This window comes from Sulfitobacter maritimus (assembly GCF_013346665.1).
Taxonomy (GTDB): domain Bacteria; phylum Pseudomonadota; class Alphaproteobacteria; order Rhodobacterales; family Rhodobacteraceae; genus Sulfitobacter; species Sulfitobacter maritimus.
This window is the reverse complement of sequence record NZ_JABVBB010000037.1, coordinates 89,374-112,646: the sequence shown is the minus strand read 5'-3', so window position 1 is coordinate 112,646 and position 23,273 is coordinate 89,374. Positions and strand designations below refer to the sequence as shown.

Below are 23,273 nucleotides of genomic sequence, written 5' to 3'. Positions count from 1 at the left end.
TAAGCGGCCCCCTCCTCTGACGGCCGCTGCCCGGTTTAAAACCGGGGCTTTCGTTTTTCTAAAAAGGCCGCGATGCCTTCGGCAGCCTCGTCCCCGCCTGCGGCATGCGCCATGGCGTTGCGCTCAGCGTTGAGTTGGTCAGCCTCGTCGGTCTCATAGGCCTGCGCCACCAACTGCCGGATCGTGCCTTGGGCGACGCGGGGTCCTGCGGCCAGCGTATCGGCCAGCATCTGCGCTTCTTCCAAGGCTTTGCCATTGGGGCAGATACGGTTCACCGCGCCCAACTCGGCAAAGCGCATGGCCATCACCGGGCGGCCCAGCAGGCACATTTCCATTGCAAGCGGACGCGACAAAAGCCGTGCCAGCGACGCGGTAAGACCTGCATCAGGCACCAGACCGGCCTTGACGTAGGCGGCGGTGAATTGCGCGTCTTCGCAGGCGACGATCATGTCACAGGCCAGCGCCAGAGAAAGCCCCGCCCCGGCAGCGCCCCCCTCCACCGCGGCGATCACAGGGACCGGGCAGGCACGTATCGCACGGACCAAATCATGCAGCGCATCGACCCGCTCGCGGCGTTCCGGCTCGGTCATTTTGCGGCGTTCGATCAGGACATTTAGATCGCCCCCCGCACAGAAGAACCGCCCCTCGGAGGTGAGGATTACCGCACGGATGCGCGGCTCTTGCGCCAGCGTCATGGCGTCGGCAATGGCGTCGTAAAGCGCGGGCGTAAGTGCCCCGCGCTTTACGGCATTGCCGTTCCAGACGATCAGACGGTCGCCTTGGTCTTCGATCCTTGCACTCATGTCTTGGCCCTTTTGAATACGCCTGTCGCCCGCGACAGCAGCTTACCGTCCGCGTCGTGCAGCTGTGCTTCGGCATAGAGGATCTTGTACCCGCCGCCCGTCACGCGCCCCGTTGCCACAACCTGCCCTTCGCGCACCCCAGAGATGTAATCGGTCGTGAGCGACAGGGTCAGCATCGGCACAAACGGCCCGCTCATCGCACAGTGCCGTGCGCAGGAGAAACCAGCGGCGACGTCAAGCATCAGCGTATGCAGCCCACCATGCAGCACGCCTGAAACATTCAGATGCTGCGGGCCAATATCAAGTGTAACGCGGGTGCTGCCATCGGGGTTCGACAGGTCGGGCTGAAACCCGATAAGCTGCTGAACCCCGGTGGTCGGTGCCTCATGCGGCGGATAGTGCAATGAACCGCTCCAGATGATGGTCAGTGTCGCCAAAGCGGTGGTCCGCCATGGTGATGCGTTTGGCGATATGCGCGAGTTCGTATTCCTGCGTCATCGCAATGCCGCCGTGCATCTGGATCGTGTCCTCGGCCACCAGACGCCCGACACGGCCCATCAGGTTTTTCGCCGCCGAGACGTGACGCTCGCGGCTGACGCGGTCGTTCGCCAGATGACCAGCGGCGTTGATCACGGCAGAGCGGGCCTGTTCCAGATCGATAAGCAGGTCAGACATCCGGTGCGCCAAGGCTTGGAAGCTGCCGATCGGGCGGCCAAACTGCTTGCGCGTGCCGAGGTATTCGCGGGTCAGCGCGCAGGCAGTTTCCATGGCGCCCAGTGTTTCGGCGCACAGCGCGGTTGTGGCCACGGCAGTGCGGGCCTCGATGGCGTCGTACGCCTTGCCTGCGGCGCCAAGACGGGCGCTGTCCGGCAGAGTCACATCGTCCAACGTCACTTCAGCGGCGCGGCCCCCGGCGAGCAATGCATAGCCAGTGACGGTCAGCCCTTTGGTATCGGATGGCACGAGGAAGAGCGAGATACCTGTCTCATCCCCGGCCTCCCCGCTTTCGCGGGCGGAGACGACGAGCATGTCCGCGGCCTCGGCGTTGGCGACGACAGCCTTGCGGCCATTCAGCACAATGTCGCCACCGTTTTGCGCAGCGGTGGTGGTGACGCGGTTCAGGTCATAGCGGCTACCCGGCTCGCCATGGGCAAAGGCCAGTTGCAACCCGCCGCCGATCAGTTGCTCGATATGCTCCTGCTGCGCTTCGGTCCCGAGGTCGGCAATCAGCCCCCCCGCCAGCACGGCGCTGTCAAGCAAGGGCTCGACCACGCCAGCCCGGCCCAGTTCTTCGAAGACGGTGGTCACGTCAAAGCCCGCGCCGCCGAAACCGCCCTGCTCTTCGGTGAAGAGCGCACCGATCACGCCCAGTTCGGCCAGACCCTCCCAGATCTCGGTCGAATAGCCAGTCTCGCTTTCGAGGATGCGGTTGCGGGTCTCGGTGTCGTATTTGTCGCGCAGGAACCGCCGCAGGCTGTCCTGCAGCATCTGGCGTTCTTCGGTCAGGTCGAAATTCATTTGCCACCTCCCAGCATGGTCTTGGCGATGATCTGGCGCTGGATCTCGTTGGAGCCGCCGAAGATCGACAGTTTACGGTTGTTGAAATACTGCGCGGCCACGGGGCCTGCGTCATTGGGATCGGGCAGCGCATCATTGCTGCCTGCTACCGCTTCCGAGGCAAAGGGCATCGCGTAGACGCCAGCCGCACGGCGCGCGAGGTCGTTGATCTCCTGCCGGATGATCGTGCCTTTGACTTTGAGCATCGAGCTTTCCACCCCCGGCGCTTGTCCTGCGGCGGCCTTGGAAATGATCCGCAGATTGGTCGTCGCCATCGCCATCAGGTCGATCTCGGCCTGCGCCACGCGGGCGGCGAAATGCGGGTTCTCGATCAGCGGGCGGCCCCCGGCCATCTCGGACTTGGCAATGCGTTTGACGGCCTGAAGACCGGCTTGGGAGAAGCCCACCCCCGCGATGTTGGTGCGCTCATGGGTCAGCAGGTACTTGGCGTAGGTCCAGCCCTTGTCCTCCTCGCCGACTAGGTTCTCGGCAGGCACCTTGACGTTGTCGAAGAAGACCTCGTTCACCTCGGCGCCGCCATCCAGCAGGATGATCGGGCGCACGGTGATGCCGGGGGTTTCCATGTCGATCAGCAGGAAGGAGATGCCCTCTTGCTGCTTCACGTCTTTGTTCGTCCGCACAAGGCAGAAGATCATGTTGGCGTGCTGGCCCAGCGTCGTCCAAGTCTTTTGACCGTTGACGATGTAATGGTCGCCGTCCTTGACCGCTGTGGTTTTCAGCGAGGCGAGGTCCGACCCGGCGCCCGGCTCGGAATAGCCCTGACACCACCAGTCTTCACCCGAGAGGATGCGCGGCAGCCAGTAGTCCTGCTGCTCTTTCGAGCCGAATTTCTGCAGCACCGGGGCCAGCATCGACAGGCCAAAGGGCACGATGCGCGGCGCGTGGTGTGCGGCGGCTTCTTCCTCGAAGATATGCCGCTGCACGGCGTTCCACGCGGCACCGCCGAACTCTTTCGGCCAGTTGGTGGCCTGCCAGCCCTGTTCGTTCAGGATCGCGTGCCAGCGTTCGTGGTCGTCCTTGGTCAACTCCTGCCCACGGCGCACCTTTTCGGAGAGTTCCTTGGGCAGTTTCTCGGCGAGGAATTGACGCACCTCCTCGCGGAAGGCGCGTTCTTCGTCTGTATAGCTCAGGTCCATGTCGGCCCCCTTTAGTAGATTTCGAAGAGGCCAGCCGCCCCCATGCCGCCGCCGATGCACATCGTCACGACGCCCAGTTTCGCGCCGCGGCGGTGACCTTCGCGCAGGATGTGGCCGGTCATCCGCGCCCCGGTCATGCCGAAGGGGTGGCCGATGGCGATGGAGCCGCCGTTCACGTTGCATTTGTCGGGGTCGATGCCCAGCTTGTCGCGGCAGTAGAGCGCTTGGCTGGCGAAAGCTTCGTTCAATTCCCACAGGTCAATGTCGTCAACGGTCAGCCCATGACGCTCCAGCAAGCGCGGCACGGCGAAGACCGGGCCGATGCCCATCTCGTCAGGCTCGCAACCCGCAACGGCGAAGCCTTTGAAGGCGCCCATGGCCTGAAGGCCCTGCTGCTCGGCTTCCTTGCTGTCCATCAGCACGAGGGCTGCGGCACCGTCGGAAAGCTGACTGGCGTTGCCTGCGGTGATGAAGGCGCCTTCGCCGCGCACGGGGGTCAGGCCTGCGAGCCCTTCCATCGTGGTGTTCGGGCGGTTGCATTCATCGCGGTCCACGGTGACCTCGCGGGTGGAGACCTCTTTGGTTTCCTTGTCCTGCACGCCCATGGTGGTCTGCATCGGCACGATCTCGTCGTCGAAAAGACCGGCCTCCTGCGCTTTGGCGATCAGCTGCTGGCTGCGCAGACCGTAGGCGTCCTGATCCTCGCGGCTGATGTTATAGCGTTTGGCCACGATGTCGGCGGTGTCGATCATCGCCATGTAGACTTCGGGCTTGTGCTCTTTCAGCCACGGCTCCTTAACCGATTTCACATCCGGCTGGATGAGTGAGATGCTCTCGACCCCGCCCGCGACCATCGGACCTGCGCCCTCCATGCAGATGGCGTTGGCGGCCATGGCGACGGTTTGCAGACCGGAGGAGCAGAAGCGGTTCACGGTGACGCCCGAGGCGGTGACCGGCAGGCCCGCGCGCAGCGCAATCTGGCGCGCGATGTTGGAGCCGGTGGCCCCCTCGGGGTAGCCGCAGCCGATCATCACGTCTTCGATGGCCGACGGATCGACGCCTGAGCGTTTCACAGCTTCCGCGACGACATGGCCGCCCATGGTGGCACCGTGGGTCATGTTGAATGACCCGCGGAAGGATTTGGCCAGCCCGGTGCGGACGGCGGAGACGATAACGGCCTGTTTCATTTGGCAGCTTCCTTGTTCAGATCATCAAAAGTGCGGTTGGTTTTGACCAGTTCGGCTAGCAGGGGCGCGGGCTTCCAGAACCACGGGTCCTGCTCGGCGAAGCCCTCGATTGCGGCGAGTACATTGGGCAGACCCTGAATGTCGGCCCATTTCATCGGGCCGCCCCAGTAGCGCGGGAAACCGTAGCCGAAGAGCAGCGTCATATCGATGTCGAGCGGGCGTTTGGCGATGCCCTCTTCCAGCACCTTGGCGGCCTCGTTGACCATGGCGCACATGTAGCGGCGCACGATCTCGGCATCGGTGAAGTCGCGCGGGGTGATGCCGCGTTCTTTCTGCTCTTCTTCGATCAGGCGGGTGATCTCCGGGTTCGGCGTGCCGCCGCGTTTGCCCTTTTCGTAGATGTAGTAGCCTTGGCCGGTCTTCTGGCCAAAGTGACCCTGCTCGCAAAGCCGGTCGATATAGGTCGGCACCCGCTCCTCGGGGTGGCGCGTGGCCGCCTTGCGTTTGCGCGTGGCCCAGCCGATGTCGAGCCCGGCCAGATCGGCGACCGCAAAGGGGCCCATGGCAAAGCCGAATTTCTCCAGCGCCGCGTCGATTTTATAGGGGCTGGCACCATCGAGCACCATGTGGTCCGCCGCCGTGCGGTAGGTGGCGAGGATGCGGTTGCCGATGAAGCCGTCGCAGACGCCAGCGCGGACGCTGACCTTGCCCAAAGCCTTGCCGAGCGCGAAGCCCGTGGCGACCACGTCTTTCGCGGTCTTGTCGGCGACGACGACCTCGAGCAGTTTCATCACATGCGCGGGCGAGAAGAAGTGTAGCCCGATCACATCCTCAGGGCGTTTGGTGCTGGCGGCGATCTCGTTCACGTCGAGATAGGAGGTGTTGGAGGCCAGCACGCAACCCGGTTTGCAGACCGCGTCGAGCTTGCTGAAGACCTGCTTTTTGACGTCCATGTCCTCGAAGACCGCTTCGACCACCAGATCGACATCCGACAGGCTGTCGTATTCGGTGGAGACGGTGAGCGCCTCGCCCGTCAGATGATCGAACTTCGCCTGATCAATCTTGCCGCGTTTCAGCGCGCCTTGGAGGTTGCCGGAGATACGCTCATGCGCGGCCTTGACGGCCTCGTCCTTCATCTCGATCAGTACGACCGAGAAACCCGACAGCAGCGCTGCGGTGGCGATGCCCGCACCCATAGTGCCGCCACCGATCACACCGATGGCTTTCAACTCCCGCGGCTCGACGCCCTTGAGTTCCGGCAGGTTGCTGACGGCCCGCTCGGAGAAGAACGCGTGGATCATGCCCTGACGCTGGTCGGTGTTCATCAGTTCCGAGAAAATGCGGCGTTCGGCTTTCATGCCCTCCTCGAAGGGTTTCTCGACGCCCGCCTGCACGGCACGCACGGCCTCGGCGGGGGAAATCTGGCCGCGGCCCTTTTTCAGCGTCGCCTCATAGGCGGCGTCCCAGTCGATGGGTGCGGGGGCGGGCATGTCGCAGATCGGACGCCGCTCGGCACCGTTGTTGAGCAATTCGCGGACGTAGGCGAGGCCCACTTCCTGCGGATCGCCCTCCTCCACGCGGTCGACGATGCCCATCTCCAACGCCTGTGGCGCCTTGATGTGGCGGCCTGTGGTGATCGCATCGAGGGCGGGCTCCACGCCGATGAGGCGCGGCAGACGTTGGGTGCCGCCTGCGCCGGGGATCAGGCCAAGGTGTACTTCGGGCAGGCCTACACGCGCCGAAGGCTGGGCGATGCGGTAATGCGCTGAAAGGGCGACTTCCAGACCGCCGCCGAGGCTCACGCCATGCATGGAGGCGACGACGAGCAGCGGCGAGGCTTCGATCCGGTTGCACAGGTTGGGCAGATGCGGCTCCATCGGCGGCTTGCCGAACTCGGTGATGTCGGCGCCCGCGATGAAGGCACGACCCGCGCCCACGATCATAACGGCGCGCACGCCGTCCTCGGCCTCGGCACGGTCCATGCCGTCCGCCAGCCCCTGCCGCACGGCTTGGCTCAGTGCGTTGACGGGCGGGTTTTCGATGCGCAGCACAACGATGTCGTCATGGCGGGAATAGGCGATCTTGTCGGTCATTTTAGTAACTCCTTGTTCTTAACCGCGCCGTGACAGGGCGGGTGCCCGTCCGGTGCGTTGTTCGATGCCGCTGACCACGTCACGCAGCGCTGGCCCTACTTGTGACAGAATGCGCTCGTCGGGCAAGTCGGCCGGCAAAGCACCGCAGGTGAAAGCCACCGGCTCGCCAAACTCGCCGGCATAATAGGGTACGCTCACGGCATTAATCGTCCGGGCATAGCGGGTATCTGGGGGGGCGAGGACAAAGCCCTGCGCGAGCAGTTGTTCATAGCCATCGCGGCGGAAATCGCGCAGGCGGTCGTCGGGGGACAGCGCTTCGAAACGGTCTTCGTCGAGGCTCGCCAGCGTGGCCATGCCCGAAGACGAGCCATAGACCGGAATGCGATGTCCCGGCTCCAACCAGATGGTCGAGGCCGTGCGCGGCCGCCAGGTGCGCACCAGCATCATCCGGTCTCCGTCGCGCACGGCGATCAGCGCCAGCGTGCGGGTCTCATCCGCCAATTCCTGCATCGCATCAGACGCCATATCAACGAAACTGACCGCGACCGACGCCACCGAGCCAAGCGCGATCGCGGCAGGCCCGAGGCGAAACTTGTCGTTACGCCCGCCATGCGCCAGATAGCCCAACTCGCACAGCGTATAGGTCAGCCGCGACACGGTGGGCTTGGGCAGCCCCGTCCGCTCCGCAATCTGGGCATGCGACAGCCCGCTGTCACTGGCACGGAAAGCACGTAGAATCCCGAGGCCCCGCGCCAGCGTATTGGCGAACTTGCGATCTGTGACGCTGTTCGACTGCTCGTTCATCGGGCCGCCATCGGGATCAGGAGCGAGATCATCGGGAAGGACATGATGAGGATCAGCACGATCACATCGACGCTGAGGAAGCGGGTGATGCCTGCGAAAATCTTGTCGATCGGCGCTTCACGACCCACCACATTGGCAATGACAAAGACGTTGAGGCCGACGGGCGGGGTGATGAGGCCGATTTCCAGCAGCTTGATGACCACCACCCCGAACCAGATCAGATTCAGGTCATAGCTTTCCACGAGCGGGATCATCAGCGGCAGGGTCAGCACCATGATGCCGATGGGGTCAAGGAACATACCCAGCAGGAGATAGATCAGCGCGATGCAGAGCATCAGCACCACAAGCGACATCTGCGCGTCGGACACGAAGCCCACGATGGTGCCTGCAACGCCAGTGAGGGCCACGAAGGCAACAAAAATCTTAGCGCTAGCGGCGATGAGGAAAATGGCGGAGGTCTGAACGCAGGTCTCTTTCACCGCTTCCCACAGGCCCGACCAGTTGAGCTTGCCCTGCACGAAGCCGATCAGCGTGGCCGAGACAACGCAGACCGCAGCAGCCTCAGTCGCGGTGAAGATGCCGCCGTAAATGCCGCCGATGATGAGCACGAAAAGCAGGACCGCAGGCCAGCTTTCGAGGGCCGCCTGCCACCGCTCACCCGCGCTGTAGCGTTGGTCGGTCGAGGGCGCCACCGCCGGATCGCGCCAGACCCAGACCGCGATGACCAGCACAAAACCCGCCAGCGTCAGCAGCCCCGGCAGAACGCCCGCGAGGAAGAGCGAGGAGATCGAGGTTTCGGTAAAGATGCCGTAGATGATGAACAGGACCGAGGGTGGGATCAGCGAGCCCAATGTGCCGCCCGCCGCAACGCTGGCTGTCGCCAGACGCGGGTCATAGCCCATCCGCAGCATCTCGGGCGTGCAAATCTTGCCCATGGTCGAGGCGCAGGCAATGGACGAGCCGGTGATCGCGGAAAAGCCGCCGCAGCCCATGACACTCGCCATCGCAACACCACCCGGCAGGCGTGTCAGCCAGACCTTGGCCGCGTGATAGATTTTAGTCGTAATATCTGCGCGGTAAGCAATGTGACCAAGCGCCACAAAGAGCGGGATCATCGACAGATCGTAGGAGTGAATGAGGTCGAAGGAGTTGGAAAACACCATCGAAGTGGTCGCCTTGATCGCGCGTTCGGGCATGAAAGTGCCAGTGCGGAAGGCGAAGATAAAGAAGGTGGCAACGGTCGCCACAGCGGCCAGCGTAAAGGCGATTGGCACCCGCAGGGCGAGCAGGATCAGGACCGCAGCAAAAGCGATCATTCCGATGGTCGAAGCATCCATTACAGCACGTCCTTTTCGACCATCAGGTCAGCAGCATGTTGTTGTTCGTCCGAGACGATTCCGCCCGCGAGAATGGTCCGGCTGTCGCGCCACGTAAGCTCAGCCAGCCGCAGGAAGGTGGCAATCATCCCAATGAGAAACAGCAACCGCCCCGGCCATTTCGGCAGGTTCAAATCGCCATAAAAGAAGCTGCCCTTTTCGACGACAGCGAAAAACTCGCGCCCGCCGGAATAGATCAGCGGGCCCAATGCCAGCATTCCGATGACAGAACCCGCCACGATCAGACAAGACCGCGCCCGCGCCGGAAAACGGTCCGACACGAAAGCGACCGAGACATGCGCACGCGCCGCGGTGGCAGCGGCAAGGGGCAGCAGGATGGCGGCAACCATGAGCTCACGCACCATGGTCACCGAATCCGGCACCTGACTGGCAAAGAGCGCGCGGGCGATCACGTTGGAGGTGATCAACACCCCCAATGCAATCACCGCCAAAGCGCCCAAGCCCAACAGGATTTTCTCCAGATTTACCAACATAGCTGCCCCTCCCCAATTTCAGCGATCAGTTGCTTTCGGCTTCCCAAGGATAGCCGTTTGCATCGCGCTCTTCGGTGTATTTGGCGATCAGACCCTTGTACTCTTCGAGCAGTTGCGTCCCCGGCAGGCCGGTGGACTCGGCAGTCTGCTGCCATTCGTCGAGGAACTTCTCACCGGCTTTCACCAGCTGCGCGCGGTCCTCTTCGGGCAGGGTGATGACTTCGACGCCCTGCTCTTTCATCGAGGCGATGGCTTTTTCGTTGGCGGTGGTGATCATACGGCCAAACTCATCGGCCATTTCCGAGCCGACCTCGGCCAGCGTTTCTTGCTGCTCAGGCGTTAGGCTGTCGTGCATGTCCTTGTTCATAAAGATGCCCAAGCCCCCGACCTGACCCCAATCGAGGATCGTGTAGCTGTCCATCACCTCGGCCTGCTTGAGCGCCGCAACCGCATAGCTGTAGCCCTGCGAACAATCGATCAGCCCGGTGTCGAGACCTTGGTAAGCGTCGTAGATCGACATGTTGACCATATTCGCGCCCTGCTCGCCAAAGACCTTGCCATAGGCGCCCACGCCGCGGACTTTTTTGCCTGCGATGTCTTCGACAGATTTGATCGCGCCGCCCTTGCAGCCGATGTTCACCTGAGACGTGGTCCACGTGCCGATATAGACGAGGTTTTTATCCGCAAGGTCTTCTTGAATGGCGTCGCTGCTGCGCATCAGCTCATCCGTGGCACGCATGCCAACCCAAGCGTCGGGGTTGTTTACGGGCAGGTCTGCGATGCCGTAGCCCGCCATTTCCTGCGGGTAATAGACCGCGATGACGGAACCGGTGTCGGCCACACCGTCGGCGATGGATTGCACGGCAGCGTTGGCTTTGAACAGTGCCCCACCCCACTGAATGTCGATTCGCATATCACCGTCCGAGCGCTCGGCCACTTGATCGGCGAACCACTGCAGGGCATCGGCGCGCGCACCGCGGTTTGGCCCTGCCTCGCCATGAATCAGCACGGTTTCAGCGCTCAACGCACCGCCTGCCAGCGCCAATGTGGCTGCGCAGCCGAAGGATTTCAAAAGTGTCATATATAGGCTCCTCCCAGAGACTTGTTTCACAATGCGAACCGGAGTTTCGCATTTGTCGCAGGTCACGCTAGTCTGAGCCTTTGCACCAATCAAGCAGAACTTCCGTGATGGCGCCGAGAACGGGTCTAAGGCGCTGGTATCTAACGGGGAAATTCGGCCAATAGGTTAATAGATCGCGCTTGCACAGCGCAGGCGGTCTTGCCACACTCTCTGCATGACAGATGACAGTAGTCCTTGTTTTGCCCATCTGCTGGTCGCCGGTCAGCCCGTCGATCCCGACACCCGCCGCGATGTGGCACGCTTTCGCAAGGCAGAGCGTGCGCGGCTTATGGCAGCACGGCGGGCGCTGTCGCCGGATCAGCTGAAAGCACAATCAAACGTCGTCGGCGACCTGCTTAATGGCGTGCTTTCATCGCCGACAGACCAGACCATCGCTGTTTATTGGCCGATCCGAGGCGAGTTGGACCTGCGCCCGTGGATGACAGCGGCACATGAACGGGGCGCACAGATCGCTTTGCCGATGGTGGTTGAGAAAGACGCCCCGGTTGCCTTTCATCGTTGGGAACCGGGTTGCGCGATGACCCGTGGGGTCTGGAACATCCCGGTGCCGCAGTCCTCAGAAGCCTTGACCCCGGACGTGGTGATCGCCCCTTTGCTGGGCATTGATGCGGCTGGCTACCGTCTGGGCAATGGCGGCGGCTACTATGACCGCACGCTGGCCGCCCTGCCCCGAATGCCGCAGGTGATCGGCGTGGGGCATGATTTCTGCCGCATAGACACGATCTTTCCCATGCCGTGGGACGTGCCTATGCAGCAGTCAATTCTTGGTGACGGTACGATGACACACCACGCGGATTTGCTAGCAGATTGAAAGCGTTAGCCTTCGTACCAGCCACCCATTTTGACCTCTACATCTGTGCCCACGCGTTTGGCGAATTCTTCGGGGTCCTGCGTTCCCCCGTCCTTGCCGCGGTAGTGGTAGGGGTAGACGTAGGTCGGTTTGAATTCCGCCACTGCGGAGGCTGCGGCGTTGGAATCCATGGTGAAGGGTAGGTTCATGCAGACAAAGGCCAATGAGATGTCCGTCAACTCGCGCATTTCGGGGGTGTCTTCGGTATCGCCGGAAATATAGACGCGGAAGCCGTCAAAGCCGAGAATATAGCCGTTGTCGCGGCCTTCGGGATGGAATTTCTTGCGATCTTCCGTGATGTTATAGGCGGGGATCACGTTGATAGGCAGGCCTTTAAAGTCGGTGCTTTCGCCGTTAGCGAGGGGGCTGGCCTTAGCTTTGAGCTCTTCGGGCAGCATGTCGTAAACTGCCGGATTGGTGATGATCTGGGTCTCATCGCCCGCGAGTGCTTTGAGCGTATCGGCGTTGTAATGATCGCCGTGTTCATGGGTGATGAGGATCAAATCGGGCTTGGCAAAATCGCTGTAAAGCCCCGCGTCACCGACCGGGTCGACATAGATCACGCCCGCCGGTGTTTCCATGAGAAATGACGCGTGTTCAATAGGATGCACGGTGATCGGCCCGGCGTTTGTATCGAAACTGTCGCCACTATGCGCGGCGGCGCGGGCGGCGAAGGGGAGCAAGGTTACGGCCCCTGCGGCGGCACTGGCGGCGAGGAAATGGCGGCGTGAGTGTGTCATCTCGAACTCCTGTGTTGATACGCAGGAGGTAGCGGGGCCACGCCGGGTTTCAACGCAGCCCCTGTAAGCGGGCGGTCTTATGCCGGGCGAAGGCCGAGGATTTCGCGGGCTTGTTGCGGGCTGGCTATCGGTCTTTCGTATTTATCACAAAGACTTGCGGCGCGGGCGATCAGCGCGGCGTTGGAGGGTGCGAGGGTCTCGCGGTCAAGACGGACGTTGTCTTCTAGCCCCGCCCGCGTGTGGCCCCCGGCAGCGATGGCCCATTCGTTGAGGATGATCTGACCCGGCCCGATTCCAGCGGCGCACCATTGGGCGTCGGGGGCGAGCCGGTTTAGGGTTTTGATATAAAAATCAAAGGTTTCGCGGTCCACTGGCATGGCATTTTTGACGCCCATAACGAATTGCACGTAAAGCTGGCCGGGGATGCGACCGTCGCGGTTCATTTCGGCGGCTTTGTGGATGTGGGATAGGTCGAAGGCTTCAATTTCTGGTTTGATTTCAAAGGCTTTCATCTCACTCGCCAGCCAGTCGACCAGTTGCGGCGGGTTTTCGTAGACGCGGGTGGGGAAGTTGTTAGAGCCGACCGACAGGGAGGCCATATCGGGGCGCAGGGACAACATGCCGCCGCGCTCTTTGCCCGCGCCGGAGCGGCCTCCGGTGGAAAATTGTATAATCATATCAGGGCAATGCGCCTTGACCCCCTCCATCAACCGGGCGAATTTTTCGGGGTCGGAGGATGGGGTTTCGTCGTCGTTGCGGACATGGGCATGGCAGATGCTGGCGCCTGCTTCATAGGCCTCGTGGGTGGATTCGACCTGCTCGGAGATTGAGATCGGCACCGCAGGATTGGCCGATTTCGTGGGGACAGAGCCGGTGATGGCGACGCAAAGGATGCAGGGGGTGGTCATGGCCGATCTTCCTGTGGTGACAAAGGCTTAGCGCGCAGAGTGCAAGTGGTGCGCGAAGATTTGTTAATCAGAGGTTAAATGTCACATATTGTACACCGGCTGTACACCGGGCGTGCATATGCGCGTCGCGGGATTTGCGTCAGCGTTTTTTCACGAATTCGGTCAGGAGCACGATGCGCTGGCCCTCGACCCGACCTTCGATATGGGCGGGGTTGTCGGCGACCAGCGAGATGCGGTGCACGGCGGTGCCGCGTTTGGCGGTGAAGCCCGCGCCTTTGACGGTGAGGTCTTTGATCAGCACCACGGTATCGCCCGACGTGAGCGGCACGCCGTTGCTGTCGCGGTGGGCGGAGGGCTGGGGGACGTTCTCGGCCCAAGCTCTGGTTTCGTCGTCGAGGTAGAGTTGCTCGGCGAGGTCGCGGGCCCAAGGCTCGGGGATTTTGGCGAGGGTGCGGGCGGCCAAGACCTGAATGGCGGGGTCTTCGGACCACATGGTGGAGGCCAAGGCGCGGAAGCGGGCCGGATCTGGCGTGTCGCTGGCGGTCTGCTCGGCGCAGGTGGCGCAGAGGGGGCATGTCATGGGGGTGGTTTAGGGTGGTGCAGCCGGATTGAACAGTCCGGGGGGGCTGCTTAAAATGCCGAACGCATATTTCGCGAGAATTGGGCCGGGGATACATTGGGTGTGGTTGATTGGGACCGCCGCGTCCGAACCGAGGGGCGGGGAAAAGCGAAGCGCCCGAACCGAGGGGCGGTTCGGGCTCTGGCAAACCCCAAGAGAGCCCAAGTCGATTTTGGCAACTAGAACGGATTATCTCGAAAGTGGTCATCCGAAAGCCAATCTGGGTAAATTGACTGAAATGCGGAATCCCAATCTCCGGCTTCTGCCTGCCTAATTTTCTCTGATGTTTGCTCTACAGAACTTTGATTGCCGAGATAAAGCCGTTTCAAAAATTGCTGCTCGTCTGACACGGATGTTCTGGGCACCAACTCATAAGAAACATCTGTAATTTTCTTGTGAAACAGCTGAACGAAGCTTGAAATCTCTTTGATCGCCTTTGTGGTTTCGCCTCGATTTGTCGAAGATATCTTCCGTCCCGCTGCGTGGTCAAAGTCTGAATGAGCGATATGCTTGTCTGCATAACGCCTAGTCGTTTCACACGATGAAAGCAGTTCCTCATAAGGAACGTCCAAACATGCAATTCCCTTCTCGCGGGAGATACGCAGCAAATGCGCAAGCGAAACGTTGATTTCACCTCGTGATTTTTCCCGATCCGTTAATCGCCGAACGTTAAGTATTGTATTGTCCCAAAGTAAATTTTGAAAAGTTCGAGCGGTTAAACCGGAGGCTTCGTTTAAGACTTCGATCCTTTCCAGCGGCCCACAGTAGAAGAAAAGGAACATTCTCCACTGCAAAATTAACTGAGATACAGAATTTGTGAGTCTGTGAACCAAAAAACCATCAGCCTCGCCAAAATCTTTTGCGTATTCCGCCGCAATTTCATCGTGGGTCCTAGTAGTCATACTTCACTTCCGCGCTCCGATTGATAAGTGTCGCGGCTATGGGGACAGTTCATACCAAGTTATGATCGTCTTGATAGTAGGATTGCTGCACCCAAACACAACCGAGCGGGAACGCGCATTGCTTCGCAATACGCTGCCTCCCGCGCGCTCTAAAAACGGCCAGCTTTTAGCTGTCCATTTTTAGAGCGGAAATAAACGCCTCCTGCGGGATATCCACCTTCCCGAACTGGCGCATCTTCTTCTTACCAGCCTTCTGCTTCTCCAGCAGTTTCTTCTTCCGCGTCGCATCCCCACCGTAGCACTTCGCGGTCACGTCCTTGCGCATCGCCGAGAGCGTCTCGCGGGCGATCACCTTGCCGCCGATGGCCGCCTGGATCGGGATCTTGAACATATGGCGCGGGATCAGGTCTTTGAGCTTTTCGACCATGGCGCGGCCACGCATTTCGGCGCGGTCTCGGTGGACCATGGTCGACAGCGCGTCGACGGGCTCGTCATTCACCAAGATCGACATTTTCACCAGCGCGTCGGTGCGGTAGCCGATCATCTGGTAGTCAAAGCTGGCGTAGCCCTTGGTCACCGATTTCAACCGGTCGTAGAAGTCGAAGACCACTTCGTTCAGCGGCAGATCATAGACCACCATCGCGCGGGAGCCGGCGTAGGTGAGGTTTTCCTGAATGCCGCGGCGGTCCTGGCAGAGTTTCAGCACGTCGCCGAGGTATTCATCTGGCACAAGGATCGTCGCCTTGATGCGCGGCTCTTCGATATGGTCGACATGGGTGAGGTCGGGCATGTCGGCGGGGTTGTGCAACTGCTCGACGCTGCCGTCTTTCATGTGGATGTCGTAGATGACGCTCGGCGCGGTGGTGATGAGGTCGATGTCATATTCGCGCTCGATCCGGTCGCGGATCACTTCGAGGTGCAGCAGACCAAGGAAACCACAGCGGAAACCAAAGCCGAGGGCGGCGGAGGTTTCCATCTCATAGGAGAAGCTGGCGTCGTTGAGGGCGAGTTTTTCGATTGAATCGCGCAGGTCTTCGAACTCGGCGGCGTCAACGGGGAAGAGGCCACAGAAAACGACGGGCTGCGAGGGTTTGAAGCCCGGCAGCGCCTCTTCGGTGCCTTTTTTCTCATGCGTGATCGTGTCGCCCACGCGGGTGTCGCGGACCTGTTTGATCGAGGCGGTGAGGAAGCCCAGCTCGCCGGGGCCGAGCACGTCGATCTCGGTCATCGCGGGGCGGAAGACGCCGATGCGGTCGACATGGTGGACGGAGCCGTTTTGCATCATGCGGACGCGGTCGCCCTTGCGCAACTGCCCGTCCATGATGCGGACGAGGACGATGACGCCGAGGTAGCTGTCGTACCACGAATCCACCAGCATGGCTTTGAGCGGCGCGTCGAGCGTGCCTTTGGGCGCAGGCAAGCGGGTGACGATGGCCTCAAGCGTTTCCTTGATGCCGATGCCGGTTTTGGCGGAGACTTGGATCGCGTCGGAGGCGTCGATGCCGATGACGTCTTCGATCTGCTCGGCCACGCGGTCACAATCGGCGGCGGGGAGGTCGATCTTGTTGAGCACCGGCACGATCTCATGGTCCGCGTCGATGGCGTGGTAGACGTTGGCCAAGGTCTGCGCTTCGACACCTTGGGTGCTGTCGACCACCAGCAGCGAGCCTTCGACCGCGCGCATAGAGCGGGAGACTTCGTAGGCGAAATCGACGTGGCCGGGGGTGTCGATCAGGTTGAGGACATAGTCCTGCCCGTCGTCAGCGGTGTAGTTGATCCGGACGGTCTGGGCCTTGATCGTGATGCCCCGCTCGCGCTCGATATCCATGTTATCGAGCATCTGTTCTTTCATGTCCCGGTCGGCCACTGTTTTGGTGGATTGGATCAGCCGGTCGGCGAGCGTGGATTTCCCGTGGTCGATATGCGCGACGATGGAGAAATTGCGGATGTTTTCAAGCGGTGTCATGCAAGGGGATATGGCGCAGTGCTGCGTCTGCGTCAATTGGTCATAAACGCCCCGCGCCCCCTGCCCGCCCCGACGGGCGCTTTATCGCAACGTCGCGGTTGTGTTGGATCACGTTAGAATTGCGCGAAGCCCCATTTTGCGGCATAGTGAAGCGCAGAGCAGACCGGGCCGACAAGGGGAAAACCCCATGGTCCAGAACAATAGGGCAAATCAATGCGGACAGTTGTGAGTTTGATGGCGCTCGTCGTCTTGGCGGGCTGTGGCGGGTCACGTTATTCAAGCGATGCGGCCGTGGGGCGGTTTGCGCCCGCGCCGGTGCTTTTTGCCACCGGGCCGATCCAGAAAGCCTGTTTGGCCGACGGGCGGCGCGGCGCCAGCCAAGCGCGTTGTGGCTGCGTGCAGGCGGTGGCGGATCAGACGTTGTCGTGGTCAGAACAGCGCACCGGGGTCAAAGTCTTTCGCGATCCACATCGGTTGCAAGAAATGCGCCAGTCGGACAATGCGCGCGACAATGCCTTTTGGAGCACGTGGAAGGCCTTTGGTCAGAGCGCTGCGGCGGCCTGTTCGCGGACCTGAGCGGGGCTAGCCTTCTTCCAGCGGCGGGCCGAAACGGTCAATCAGCCGTCCGACGATCTGATCGCGGGCGGCGCGGAACTGGGTGAGCTTGGCTTCGCGGTTTTCACCAAGGCCCGTTGGATCGAGGATCGGCCAATATTCGACGTCGAGGTGGTAAAAGCGCGTCAGCTCCAGCGCACGGCGTTGGCTGGCGGGGCTGAGCGCGATGACCAGATCGAATGAGCCAAGATCGTCACCCCATTCCTCCATCTCGTCAAAGCTGCGGCTGCGGTGGCGGTCAAGTTCGACGTCCAACTCGCTGCAGACGGCGATGGAAAAGCCGTCAATCTCCATGTCGTTTTTAACGCCTACGGATTGGACATAGGTGCCGGTGCCGTAGAACTTTTTCATCAACCCCTCGGCCATGGGCGAGCGCACGGCGTTGTGGTCACAGCAAAACAGCACAGATTGGGGCAGCGTTTGCGTCATTCAGCCGCCGAAGTGTAGGACGCAGATCAGGGTAAAGAGCCGCCGCGCCGTGTCGGTGTCGATCTCGGCCTTGCCCGACAGACGCTCTTGCAGCACGCGGGAGCCTTCGTTGTGGATGCCGCGCCGGGCCATGTCGATGGTCTCAATCTGGCTGGGGGGGAGCTTCTTGACCGCCTCGAAATAGCTCTCGCAGATTTGGAAATAGTCCTTTACCACCTGCCGGAAGGGACCGAGCGAGAGGTGGAATTCTGCGGCTTTTTCAGCGGCTTCGGTCTGCACGTCAAAGACCAGCCGCTTGTCCCGGATCGACAGCGACAGGTGGTACGGGCCTTCGGGCACCGGGCCTTTGTCGCGCTCTGGAATGACAAAGCTGTTCTCCTCCAGCAGGTCGAACATGGCCACTTTACGCTCCTGATCGATCTCGGGCGTGGGGGGCGGCATGTTCGCGTCATCAAGCGCGATATGGGTGATGCGGGTCATCGGCGCATCCTTTTTGCTGGCGATACCTGATGTGGATAGCGCAGCGTTTGACGCGGGGCAATGCGGGATGATCGCAGGCGGCGCTACGCGGTCTCTGCGGCGTGGCGCGGCACGACAGCTTCGCGGTAGAGGTGCCATGTGGCGTGGCCCAACACGGGCAGCACGACGATCAGCCCGATAAAGAGCGTCAACACGCCAACAGCAAGCAGCGCCACCACGATCGCGCCCCAAGCAATTACGACAAGCGGGTTGCGTCTGGTGACTTCGATGGAGGTTGCCACCGCACGCGGCAGACCAACATGGCGGTCAAGTAGCATCGGGAAAGAGACCACGGTGGAGGCCAGCACCGCAGCGGCAAAGACCCCGCCGATCAGCAGACCCAAGATCAGCATCGTCAACCCTGCGCTGGTGGTAAAGACATCGCGCAGCAAAGCCGTGAAGGAGGCAGGCGCTTCTGGCCCAAGGGTCACGTTGTAAAGGCCAAAGGCCGCCAACATCCAGACGGCAAATAGCATCAACAAATAGCCGCCCAGCACCACGATAGGCGTGAAAGAAGGTGATTTCAGCACATTGAACGCATCCCCCCAGCCCGCGGGCAGTCCGGCTTCGCGGCGGCGGCTCATCTCATAAAGGCCAAGGGAGGCCACTGGACCCAGCAGGGCAAAGCCAGAGATTGCGGGAAAGACCAGCGGCATCAAGTCTCGGTTCAGCGCAAAGAGGACCAGCGCAAGGCCGATGACCGGATAGACCAGCACGATAAACATCACATCCGTGCGCATGGCGGCGAAGTCTTCGAAGCCTTTGCGCAGGGATTGTGTGAGGTCCGCGAATGAGAGGTCGTAATACTCGACCGGGGCATCATCTGCTGCGCCCAGTTCGCGCAGACCGTTGCCGATATATTGGGTTCCGCCCTGCGCCGTATGGGCCGCGAAGGACAGCGGATTGCCGATCGTCTTTGGGGTACGTGCTTTGGCCATGACTATGCTCCCTTCATGGGTGCCCGCAGGGGCAATTACCCCGCTAAATCAGACCTTTCCCGACGCGGGGATGTCTTCAGGATAGCATGAAATTTGGGTTCTGTCGCGCCGTTCACGTAAAGGTGCGCCAGCGTTAGCCCCGCCCGGTGACACAGCAGACATCACTCCCCCCGGAGGGCGGTTTTGCGACGCTTCGCCAATTGGGGCGGTTCGCCCACGGCGCGCCGACCGTTTCTATGGGGATGTACGGTGCGCCCACGACGGAGAGCGCTCCCGTTAGCGCCCCTGCCCTAGCCGTTCAGCTTGCGCAGCCGTGCAGTGACCGACAGGCCGTGCGCTTCAAGGCTCTCGGATTGCGCCAGCCGTTCTGCGGAAGGCCCGATGGCCCGCAAAGCGTCCGGCGACATCTGCGCCAAGGTGGTGCGCTTCATAAAGTCGAGCACCGAAAGGCCAGAGGAGAACCGCGCCGAGCGGGCGGTGGGCAACACGTGGTTTGGGCCGCCGACATAGTCGCCAATGGCTTCAGGCGTCCACTGGCCGAGGAAGATCGCGCCCGCATGGGTGATCTTGGCCGAGAGCGCTTTTGGGTCCGCGACACAGAGTTCGAGGTGTTCCGGCGCGATGCGGTTGCTGAGCGCGGCAGCGGCGTCGAGGTCTGGCACCGTGATAATCGCGCCATTGTCGCGCCAGCTGGCCCCCGCGATGGCGCGGCGTTCTAGGGTCAACAGATGTTTTTCCACCGCATCTTGGACCGCACGGGCAAAGCCGGCATCCGTGGTGATCAGGATGCTTTGCGCGCTTTCGTCATGTTCGGCTTGGCTGAGCAGGTCGAGGGCGATGAAGTCGGGATCGTTGTCACCATCCGCGATGACGAGGATTTCTGAGGGGCCCGCGATCATGTCGATGCCGACCTTGCCGAAAACACGACGTTTGGCGGCGGCGACAAAGGCGTTGCCGGGGCCAGTGATTTTGTCCACCGGGGGGATCGTCTCGGTGCCGTAAGCCAGTGCAGCGACGGCCTGTGCGCCGCCGATGCGATAGATCTCGTCCACCCCGGCGATGCGGGCGGCGAGCAAGACCAGCGGGTTCAGCACGCCGTCCGGGGTTGGCACGACCATGGCAAGACGCGCGACGCCCGCGACCTTGGCGGGGATGGCGTTCATCAGCACCGAGGACGGGTAGCTTGCCAGCCCGCCGGGCACGTAGAGGCCAGCGGCGGAGACCGGCGTCCAGCGCCAGCCGAGGGTCGCGCCGTCGGGGTCGGTCCATTCGGCGTCTTCGGGCAGTTGCCGGGCGTGGTAGGCGCGGATGCGGTCGGCGGCGAGTTCCAGCGCCTTGCGATCTTCGGCGGAAACTTCGGCCACGGCGGCGTCGACCTCCTCGGCGCTGATGCGCAGGGTGTCGGGGGTGAGGGTCACGCGGTCGAATTTTTCCGACAGTTCGATCACGGCGGCGTCCCCGCGGGCGCGGACATCGGCGATGATCTCGGCCACCACGGCGTCAACATCGGGGCTGTCCTCGCGCTTGGCGTTCAGAAGCTTGTCGAACGCGGTTTCGAAATCGGCGGCGGTGGCATCGAGCGTGACGGGCATGGGGGTCTTTCGGGAAAAGGGTTAAGAACCGGGGCGGCGCAGGCTGGGTTCGGCGCGCAGGCCCGCGTTGGTCGGGCCAGCGGCGGCGGGCGGTTTGCGCTGCGCGAGCCGCATGGCGCGGGTGTCTTGGGCGTTGTCGAAAACCGCGCGAGCGACATGGGCGGCGAGAATGGCGAAAAGCCCGCCCGCGATGGCAGCGGCAGGCGCAAGCAGCCCCGGCAGGGTGACTGTGCCGAGCAAATGCCGCACCGCCAGCGCCACGCCGAGCAGCAGAAGCGCCCAGCCGGTGGCTTCGGTCAGCAGCGCGGCGACGCGGCCACGGGTGAAACGGTTTTGCTTCAGTTCAGGCATCGGATCGATCCTTGCGCCCTTGAGCGGGCGTCATTCGGGGTGAACGGGCCGCTTCTTGGAAGGCGCGACATAGGGGCGGGTCACATCCTTGAGGGTGACTTCCAGCGCTTCGACGTCGAGCCGGATCGCACCGTCGCCTGCAAGCGTGAGGGTGACTTGGCCCGAAGGCGCGTCGGTCTGCTCGAAGCTGATGTCGAGCAGCGCCAGAATCGTGTCGGCGTCGCCCTTTGGCACCCCTTGGCTGGCGACGCGCTCTACGTTGTTGAACATCAGGACCGATTGCACACGTTCCGGCGCATGGCGGTCGGCGCCCGTATCCTCATGCCGCAGGCGGTTCAGCAGCAGCGCGAAACGGGCGCCGGCGCGGTGCCAGCGCATTTCCGAGGCGGGAAAGACCGCGTCTTGGGTGAGCGAGGCAATCACCGTGAGATCCTCGGCATCCAATGCGCCAAGGTTCAGTGGCGCTTCGCGGCCATCTTCGAAACGTGCATCTTCGGTCATTTGGTGCTGATCCTTTCGATCTGGGCGCCGACACCGCGCAGTTTGGCCACGACATGCTCATAGCCGCGATCAAGGTGATAGACGCGGCTGACCGTGGTTTCGCCTTCCGCCGCCAATCCGGCGAGAATGAGCGAGATCGAGGCCCGCAGATCGGTCGCCATGACCGGCGCGCCTTTGAGCTTTTCGACCCCTTGAACCGTTGCCGTGCCGCCCTGAACGTCAATCCGTGCGCCCATGCGAATGAGTTCCGGCGCGTGCATGAAGCGGTTTTCAAAAATTTTCTCTTCCAACACCGACGTGCCTTCGGCGGTGCAGAGCAGCGCCATCATTTGCGCTTGCAGATCGGTCGGGAAGCCGGGGAACGGCTCGGTCGTGACATCCACTGCCGAGATGCGCCCGTTGCGCCGTGCGACCTTGAGGCCCGCCTCGGTCTCGGTGACCTCAATGCCCGCGGCATCCAGCTTTTCGCAAAAGGCTTCGAGCAGATCGATACGCCCGCCAAGCAGTTCAACCTCCCCATCGCAAAAGGCGGGGGCGAGCATGTAGGTGCCAAGTTCGATCCGGTCGGTGACGACCTTATGGGTCGCACCATGCAGACGATCGACACCCTGAATCGTAATACTCGACGTGCCGTCACCTTCGATCTGTGCGCCCATGGCGCGGAGGCAATCGGCGAGATCAACGATCTCCGGCTCCCGAGCGGCGTTGTTGATGACGGTGGTGCCTTTGGCCAGCGTGGCGGCCATCAGAATGTTTTCCGTGGCCCCGACAGAGGCGAAGGGGAAGTCGATCACAGCGCCCTTGAGCTTGCCGCCCGCCGCCTTGGCATAGAGGTAGCCATCGCGCAGGTCGATTTCGGCGCCCATTTTGGCAAGTCCGTCGGTGTGAATGTCCATCGGACGTGCACCAATCGCACAGCCACCGGGAAGGGAAACCTCAGCATGGCCTTCGCGGGCCAGCAGCGGGCCGAGGACAAGGTTCGACGCGCGCATCTTGCGCACGATGTCATATTCCGCGCGGGTGTTGATCTCGCCATGACTTGCCATGGCAATGACCTTGCCATCTTGCAACGAGGTCACTTCCGCGCCCAGCGACTGCAACAGTTCGGTCATGGTGCGAATGTCGCTCAGACGGGGCGCGTTGGTCAGGGTCAGCGGCTCTTCGCTGAGCAAGGTCGCCGGCATCAGCGCTAGACAGGCGTTCTTGGCCCCCGCGATGGGGATTTGCCCGTTGAGCGCGCCGCCGCCTTTTACCAGAATCGAATCCATCGTTCAGCTGTCCTTTTCCGACCCCTGGGGGTCATTGCGTGTATCCTGCGCCACATCCGCAGCCCGCGCACGCGCCTGAGCCTTGCGCCGGGCCATATTGGCCTTCAACGCCGCTTTCAGCCGTGCATCGCGGGCGGAAGGGGTTTTTCCGGTCTGTTTGGGGCCATTTTGCTTTGTCATGCCGCCTATCTAGCGCAGGGCACCCCAAGCGTCCAGATCAGGGGTTGCGCCTCATTTCGATTGCGGCTAATCACCCGCCCACGGCGCTGCTGTAGCTCAGAGGTAGAGCACTCCCTTGGTAAGGGAGAGGTCGAGAGTTCAATTCTCTCCAGCAGCACCATTTACCTCATTCATTGCTGGATATGTCGCCCTCGCATAGGCGCTGGTCTCTCGACTTACGCCCGTCGCTACGCGCCAGTCTGAGTGCGAGAGTTCAATTCTCTCCAGCAGCACCATTAACCTT

Annotated in this window: 25 protein-coding genes and 1 tRNA gene; 3 read left to right on the top strand and 23 right to left on the bottom strand. The window is 61.8% G+C overall.

Going from position 1 to position 23,273, the window contains the following annotated elements:
* Positions 1–35: 35 nt before the first annotated feature.
* Genes HTT03_RS14365 through HTT03_RS14320 form a run of 10 tightly spaced genes read right to left on the bottom strand, consistent with a single transcriptional unit; the run spans position 36 to position 10,552 of the window.
* A complete protein-coding gene (locus tag HTT03_RS14365) occupies positions 36–803 on the bottom strand; it encodes an oxepin-CoA hydrolase, alternative type (RefSeq protein ID WP_174860472.1) in 768 nt (255 codons plus the stop codon).
* Positions 800–1,207 (bottom strand): PaaI family thioesterase, encoded by a 408-nt coding sequence (locus tag HTT03_RS14360; RefSeq protein WP_174860471.1) that lies wholly within the window; start codon positions 1,205–1,207, stop codon positions 800–802. The genes HTT03_RS14365 and HTT03_RS14360 overlap by 4 nt, the downstream gene beginning before the upstream one ends.
* A complete protein-coding gene (locus HTT03_RS14355) occupies positions 1,188–2,321 on the bottom strand; it encodes an acyl-CoA dehydrogenase family protein (protein ID WP_174860470.1) in 1,134 nt (377 codons plus the stop codon). Before HTT03_RS14355 ends, HTT03_RS14360 begins: the two co-directional genes overlap by 20 nt.
* The gene (locus HTT03_RS14350; protein WP_174860469.1) at positions 2,318–3,517 is read right to left on the bottom strand and encodes an acyl-CoA dehydrogenase family protein; all 1,200 of its coding nucleotides are present in this window, start codon (positions 3,515–3,517) and stop codon (positions 2,318–2,320) included. The genes HTT03_RS14355 and HTT03_RS14350 overlap by 4 nt, the downstream gene beginning before the upstream one ends.
* Before the next feature lie 11 nt (positions 3,518–3,528).
* The gene (locus tag HTT03_RS14345; RefSeq protein ID WP_174860468.1) at positions 3,529–4,704 is read right to left on the bottom strand and encodes an acetyl-CoA C-acyltransferase; all 1,176 of its coding nucleotides are present in this window, start codon (positions 4,702–4,704) and stop codon (positions 3,529–3,531) included.
* Positions 4,701–6,797 carry a 3-hydroxyacyl-CoA dehydrogenase NAD-binding domain-containing protein gene (locus HTT03_RS14340; RefSeq protein ID WP_174860467.1) on the bottom strand — a complete coding sequence of 699 codons (2,097 nt, stop codon included), beginning with the start codon at positions 6,795–6,797 and terminating at the stop codon, positions 4,701–4,703. The genes HTT03_RS14345 and HTT03_RS14340 overlap by 4 nt, the downstream gene beginning before the upstream one ends.
* A gap of 18 nt (positions 6,798–6,815) precedes the next feature.
* Positions 6,816–7,601, bottom strand: coding sequence for an IclR family transcriptional regulator (locus HTT03_RS14335; RefSeq protein WP_174860466.1), 786 nt, complete (start codon positions 7,599–7,601; stop codon positions 6,816–6,818).
* A complete protein-coding gene (locus HTT03_RS14330) occupies positions 7,598–8,938 on the bottom strand; it encodes a TRAP transporter large permease (RefSeq protein ID WP_174860465.1) in 1,341 nt (446 codons plus the stop codon). The genes HTT03_RS14335 and HTT03_RS14330 overlap by 4 nt, the downstream gene beginning before the upstream one ends.
* Complete coding sequence (locus HTT03_RS14325; protein ID WP_174860464.1) at positions 8,938–9,471, bottom strand: TRAP transporter small permease; 534 nt, start codon at positions 9,469–9,471, stop codon at positions 8,938–8,940. The genes HTT03_RS14330 and HTT03_RS14325 overlap by 1 nt, the downstream gene beginning before the upstream one ends.
* 25 nt (positions 9,472–9,496) lie before the next feature.
* Positions 9,497–10,552: a C4-dicarboxylate TRAP transporter substrate-binding protein gene (locus HTT03_RS14320; RefSeq protein WP_174860463.1), complete on the bottom strand. Its 1,056-nt coding sequence runs from the start codon at positions 10,550–10,552 to the stop codon at positions 9,497–9,499.
* Between the two features lie 214 nt (positions 10,553–10,766).
* On the opposite strand from HTT03_RS14320, the gene HTT03_RS14315 reads away from it, so the two are divergent.
* On the top strand, positions 10,767–11,423 hold the full coding sequence (locus HTT03_RS14315) for a 5-formyltetrahydrofolate cyclo-ligase (protein ID WP_174860462.1): 657 nt from the start codon (positions 10,767–10,769) through the stop codon (positions 11,421–11,423).
* Positions 11,424–11,428: 5 nt separating this feature from the next.
* Here HTT03_RS14315 and HTT03_RS14310 read toward each other — a convergent pair whose 3' ends face one another.
* The 5 genes from HTT03_RS14310 to lepA form a co-directional block, all read right to left on the bottom strand.
* Positions 11,429–12,202: an MBL fold metallo-hydrolase gene (locus tag HTT03_RS14310; protein ID WP_174860461.1), complete on the bottom strand. Its 774-nt coding sequence runs from the start codon at positions 12,200–12,202 to the stop codon at positions 11,429–11,431.
* Positions 12,203–12,279: 77 nt separating this feature from the next.
* Entirely contained in the window at positions 12,280–13,110 is an 831-nt protein-coding gene (locus HTT03_RS14305; RefSeq protein ID WP_174860460.1) for a 3-oxoadipate:acetyl-CoA acetyltransferase, read from the bottom strand.
* Positions 13,111–13,249: 139 nt separating this feature from the next.
* On the bottom strand, positions 13,250–13,690 hold the full coding sequence (locus HTT03_RS14300) for an alkylphosphonate utilization protein (protein ID WP_246253546.1): 441 nt from the start codon (positions 13,688–13,690) through the stop codon (positions 13,250–13,252).
* A gap of 218 nt (positions 13,691–13,908) precedes the next feature.
* Positions 13,909–14,631, bottom strand: a complete 723-nt coding sequence (locus tag HTT03_RS14295; protein WP_174860459.1) for an AbiU2 domain-containing protein — start codon at positions 14,629–14,631, stop codon at positions 13,909–13,911.
* A 166-nt stretch (positions 14,632–14,797) separates the two neighbouring features.
* On the bottom strand, positions 14,798–16,597 hold the full coding sequence (lepA, locus tag HTT03_RS14290; protein WP_174860458.1) for a translation elongation factor 4: 1,800 nt from the start codon (positions 16,595–16,597) through the stop codon (positions 14,798–14,800).
* Between the two features lie 213 nt (positions 16,598–16,810).
* Here lepA and HTT03_RS14285 point away from each other — a divergent pair, with 213 nt between their 5' ends.
* Complete coding sequence (locus HTT03_RS14285; protein WP_246253545.1) at positions 16,811–17,173, top strand: hypothetical protein; 363 nt, start codon at positions 16,811–16,813, stop codon at positions 17,171–17,173.
* 6 nt (positions 17,174–17,179) lie between these two features.
* Here the strand turns inward: HTT03_RS14285 and HTT03_RS14280 are convergent, their stop codons facing one another.
* The 8 genes from HTT03_RS14280 to HTT03_RS14245 all read right to left on the bottom strand — a co-directional run bounded on the left by HTT03_RS14280 (position 17,180) and on the right by HTT03_RS14245 (position 22,990).
* Positions 17,180–17,641 (bottom strand): arsenate-mycothiol transferase ArsC, encoded by a 462-nt coding sequence (locus HTT03_RS14280; RefSeq protein ID WP_174860457.1) that lies wholly within the window; start codon positions 17,639–17,641, stop codon positions 17,180–17,182.
* Positions 17,642–18,259 (bottom strand): UPF0262 family protein, encoded by a 618-nt coding sequence (locus HTT03_RS14275; RefSeq protein WP_281361065.1) that lies wholly within the window; start codon positions 18,257–18,259, stop codon positions 17,642–17,644.
* Positions 18,205–19,098 carry a DUF2189 domain-containing protein gene (locus HTT03_RS14270; RefSeq protein WP_174860455.1) on the bottom strand — a complete coding sequence of 298 codons (894 nt, stop codon included), beginning with the start codon at positions 19,096–19,098 and terminating at the stop codon, positions 18,205–18,207. The genes HTT03_RS14275 and HTT03_RS14270 overlap by 55 nt, the downstream gene beginning before the upstream one ends.
* Positions 19,099–19,388: 290 nt before the next feature.
* On the bottom strand, positions 19,389–20,690 hold the full coding sequence (hisD, locus tag HTT03_RS14265; RefSeq protein ID WP_174860454.1) for a histidinol dehydrogenase: 1,302 nt from the start codon (positions 20,688–20,690) through the stop codon (positions 19,389–19,391).
* A 21-nt stretch (positions 20,691–20,711) separates the two neighbouring features.
* Entirely contained in the window at positions 20,712–21,041 is a 330-nt protein-coding gene (locus HTT03_RS14260; protein WP_093743894.1) for a hypothetical protein, read from the bottom strand.
* 30 nt (positions 21,042–21,071) lie between these two features.
* Positions 21,072–21,542 carry a DUF2948 family protein gene (locus tag HTT03_RS14255; protein ID WP_174860453.1) on the bottom strand — a complete coding sequence of 157 codons (471 nt, stop codon included), beginning with the start codon at positions 21,540–21,542 and terminating at the stop codon, positions 21,072–21,074.
* A complete protein-coding gene (gene murA / locus HTT03_RS14250; RefSeq protein WP_174860452.1) occupies positions 21,539–22,810 on the bottom strand; it encodes a UDP-N-acetylglucosamine 1-carboxyvinyltransferase in 1,272 nt (423 codons plus the stop codon). Before murA ends, HTT03_RS14255 begins: the two co-directional genes overlap by 4 nt.
* A gap of 3 nt (positions 22,811–22,813) precedes the next feature.
* Positions 22,814–22,990 carry a hypothetical protein gene (locus HTT03_RS14245; RefSeq protein WP_174860451.1) on the bottom strand — a complete coding sequence of 59 codons (177 nt, stop codon included), beginning with the start codon at positions 22,988–22,990 and terminating at the stop codon, positions 22,814–22,816.
* A gap of 85 nt (positions 22,991–23,075) precedes the next feature.
* On the opposite strand from HTT03_RS14245, the gene HTT03_RS14240 reads away from it, so the two are divergent.
* Positions 23,076–23,150 (top strand) — tRNA-Thr (locus HTT03_RS14240).
* The last annotated feature ends 123 nt before the right edge of the window (positions 23,151–23,273 follow it).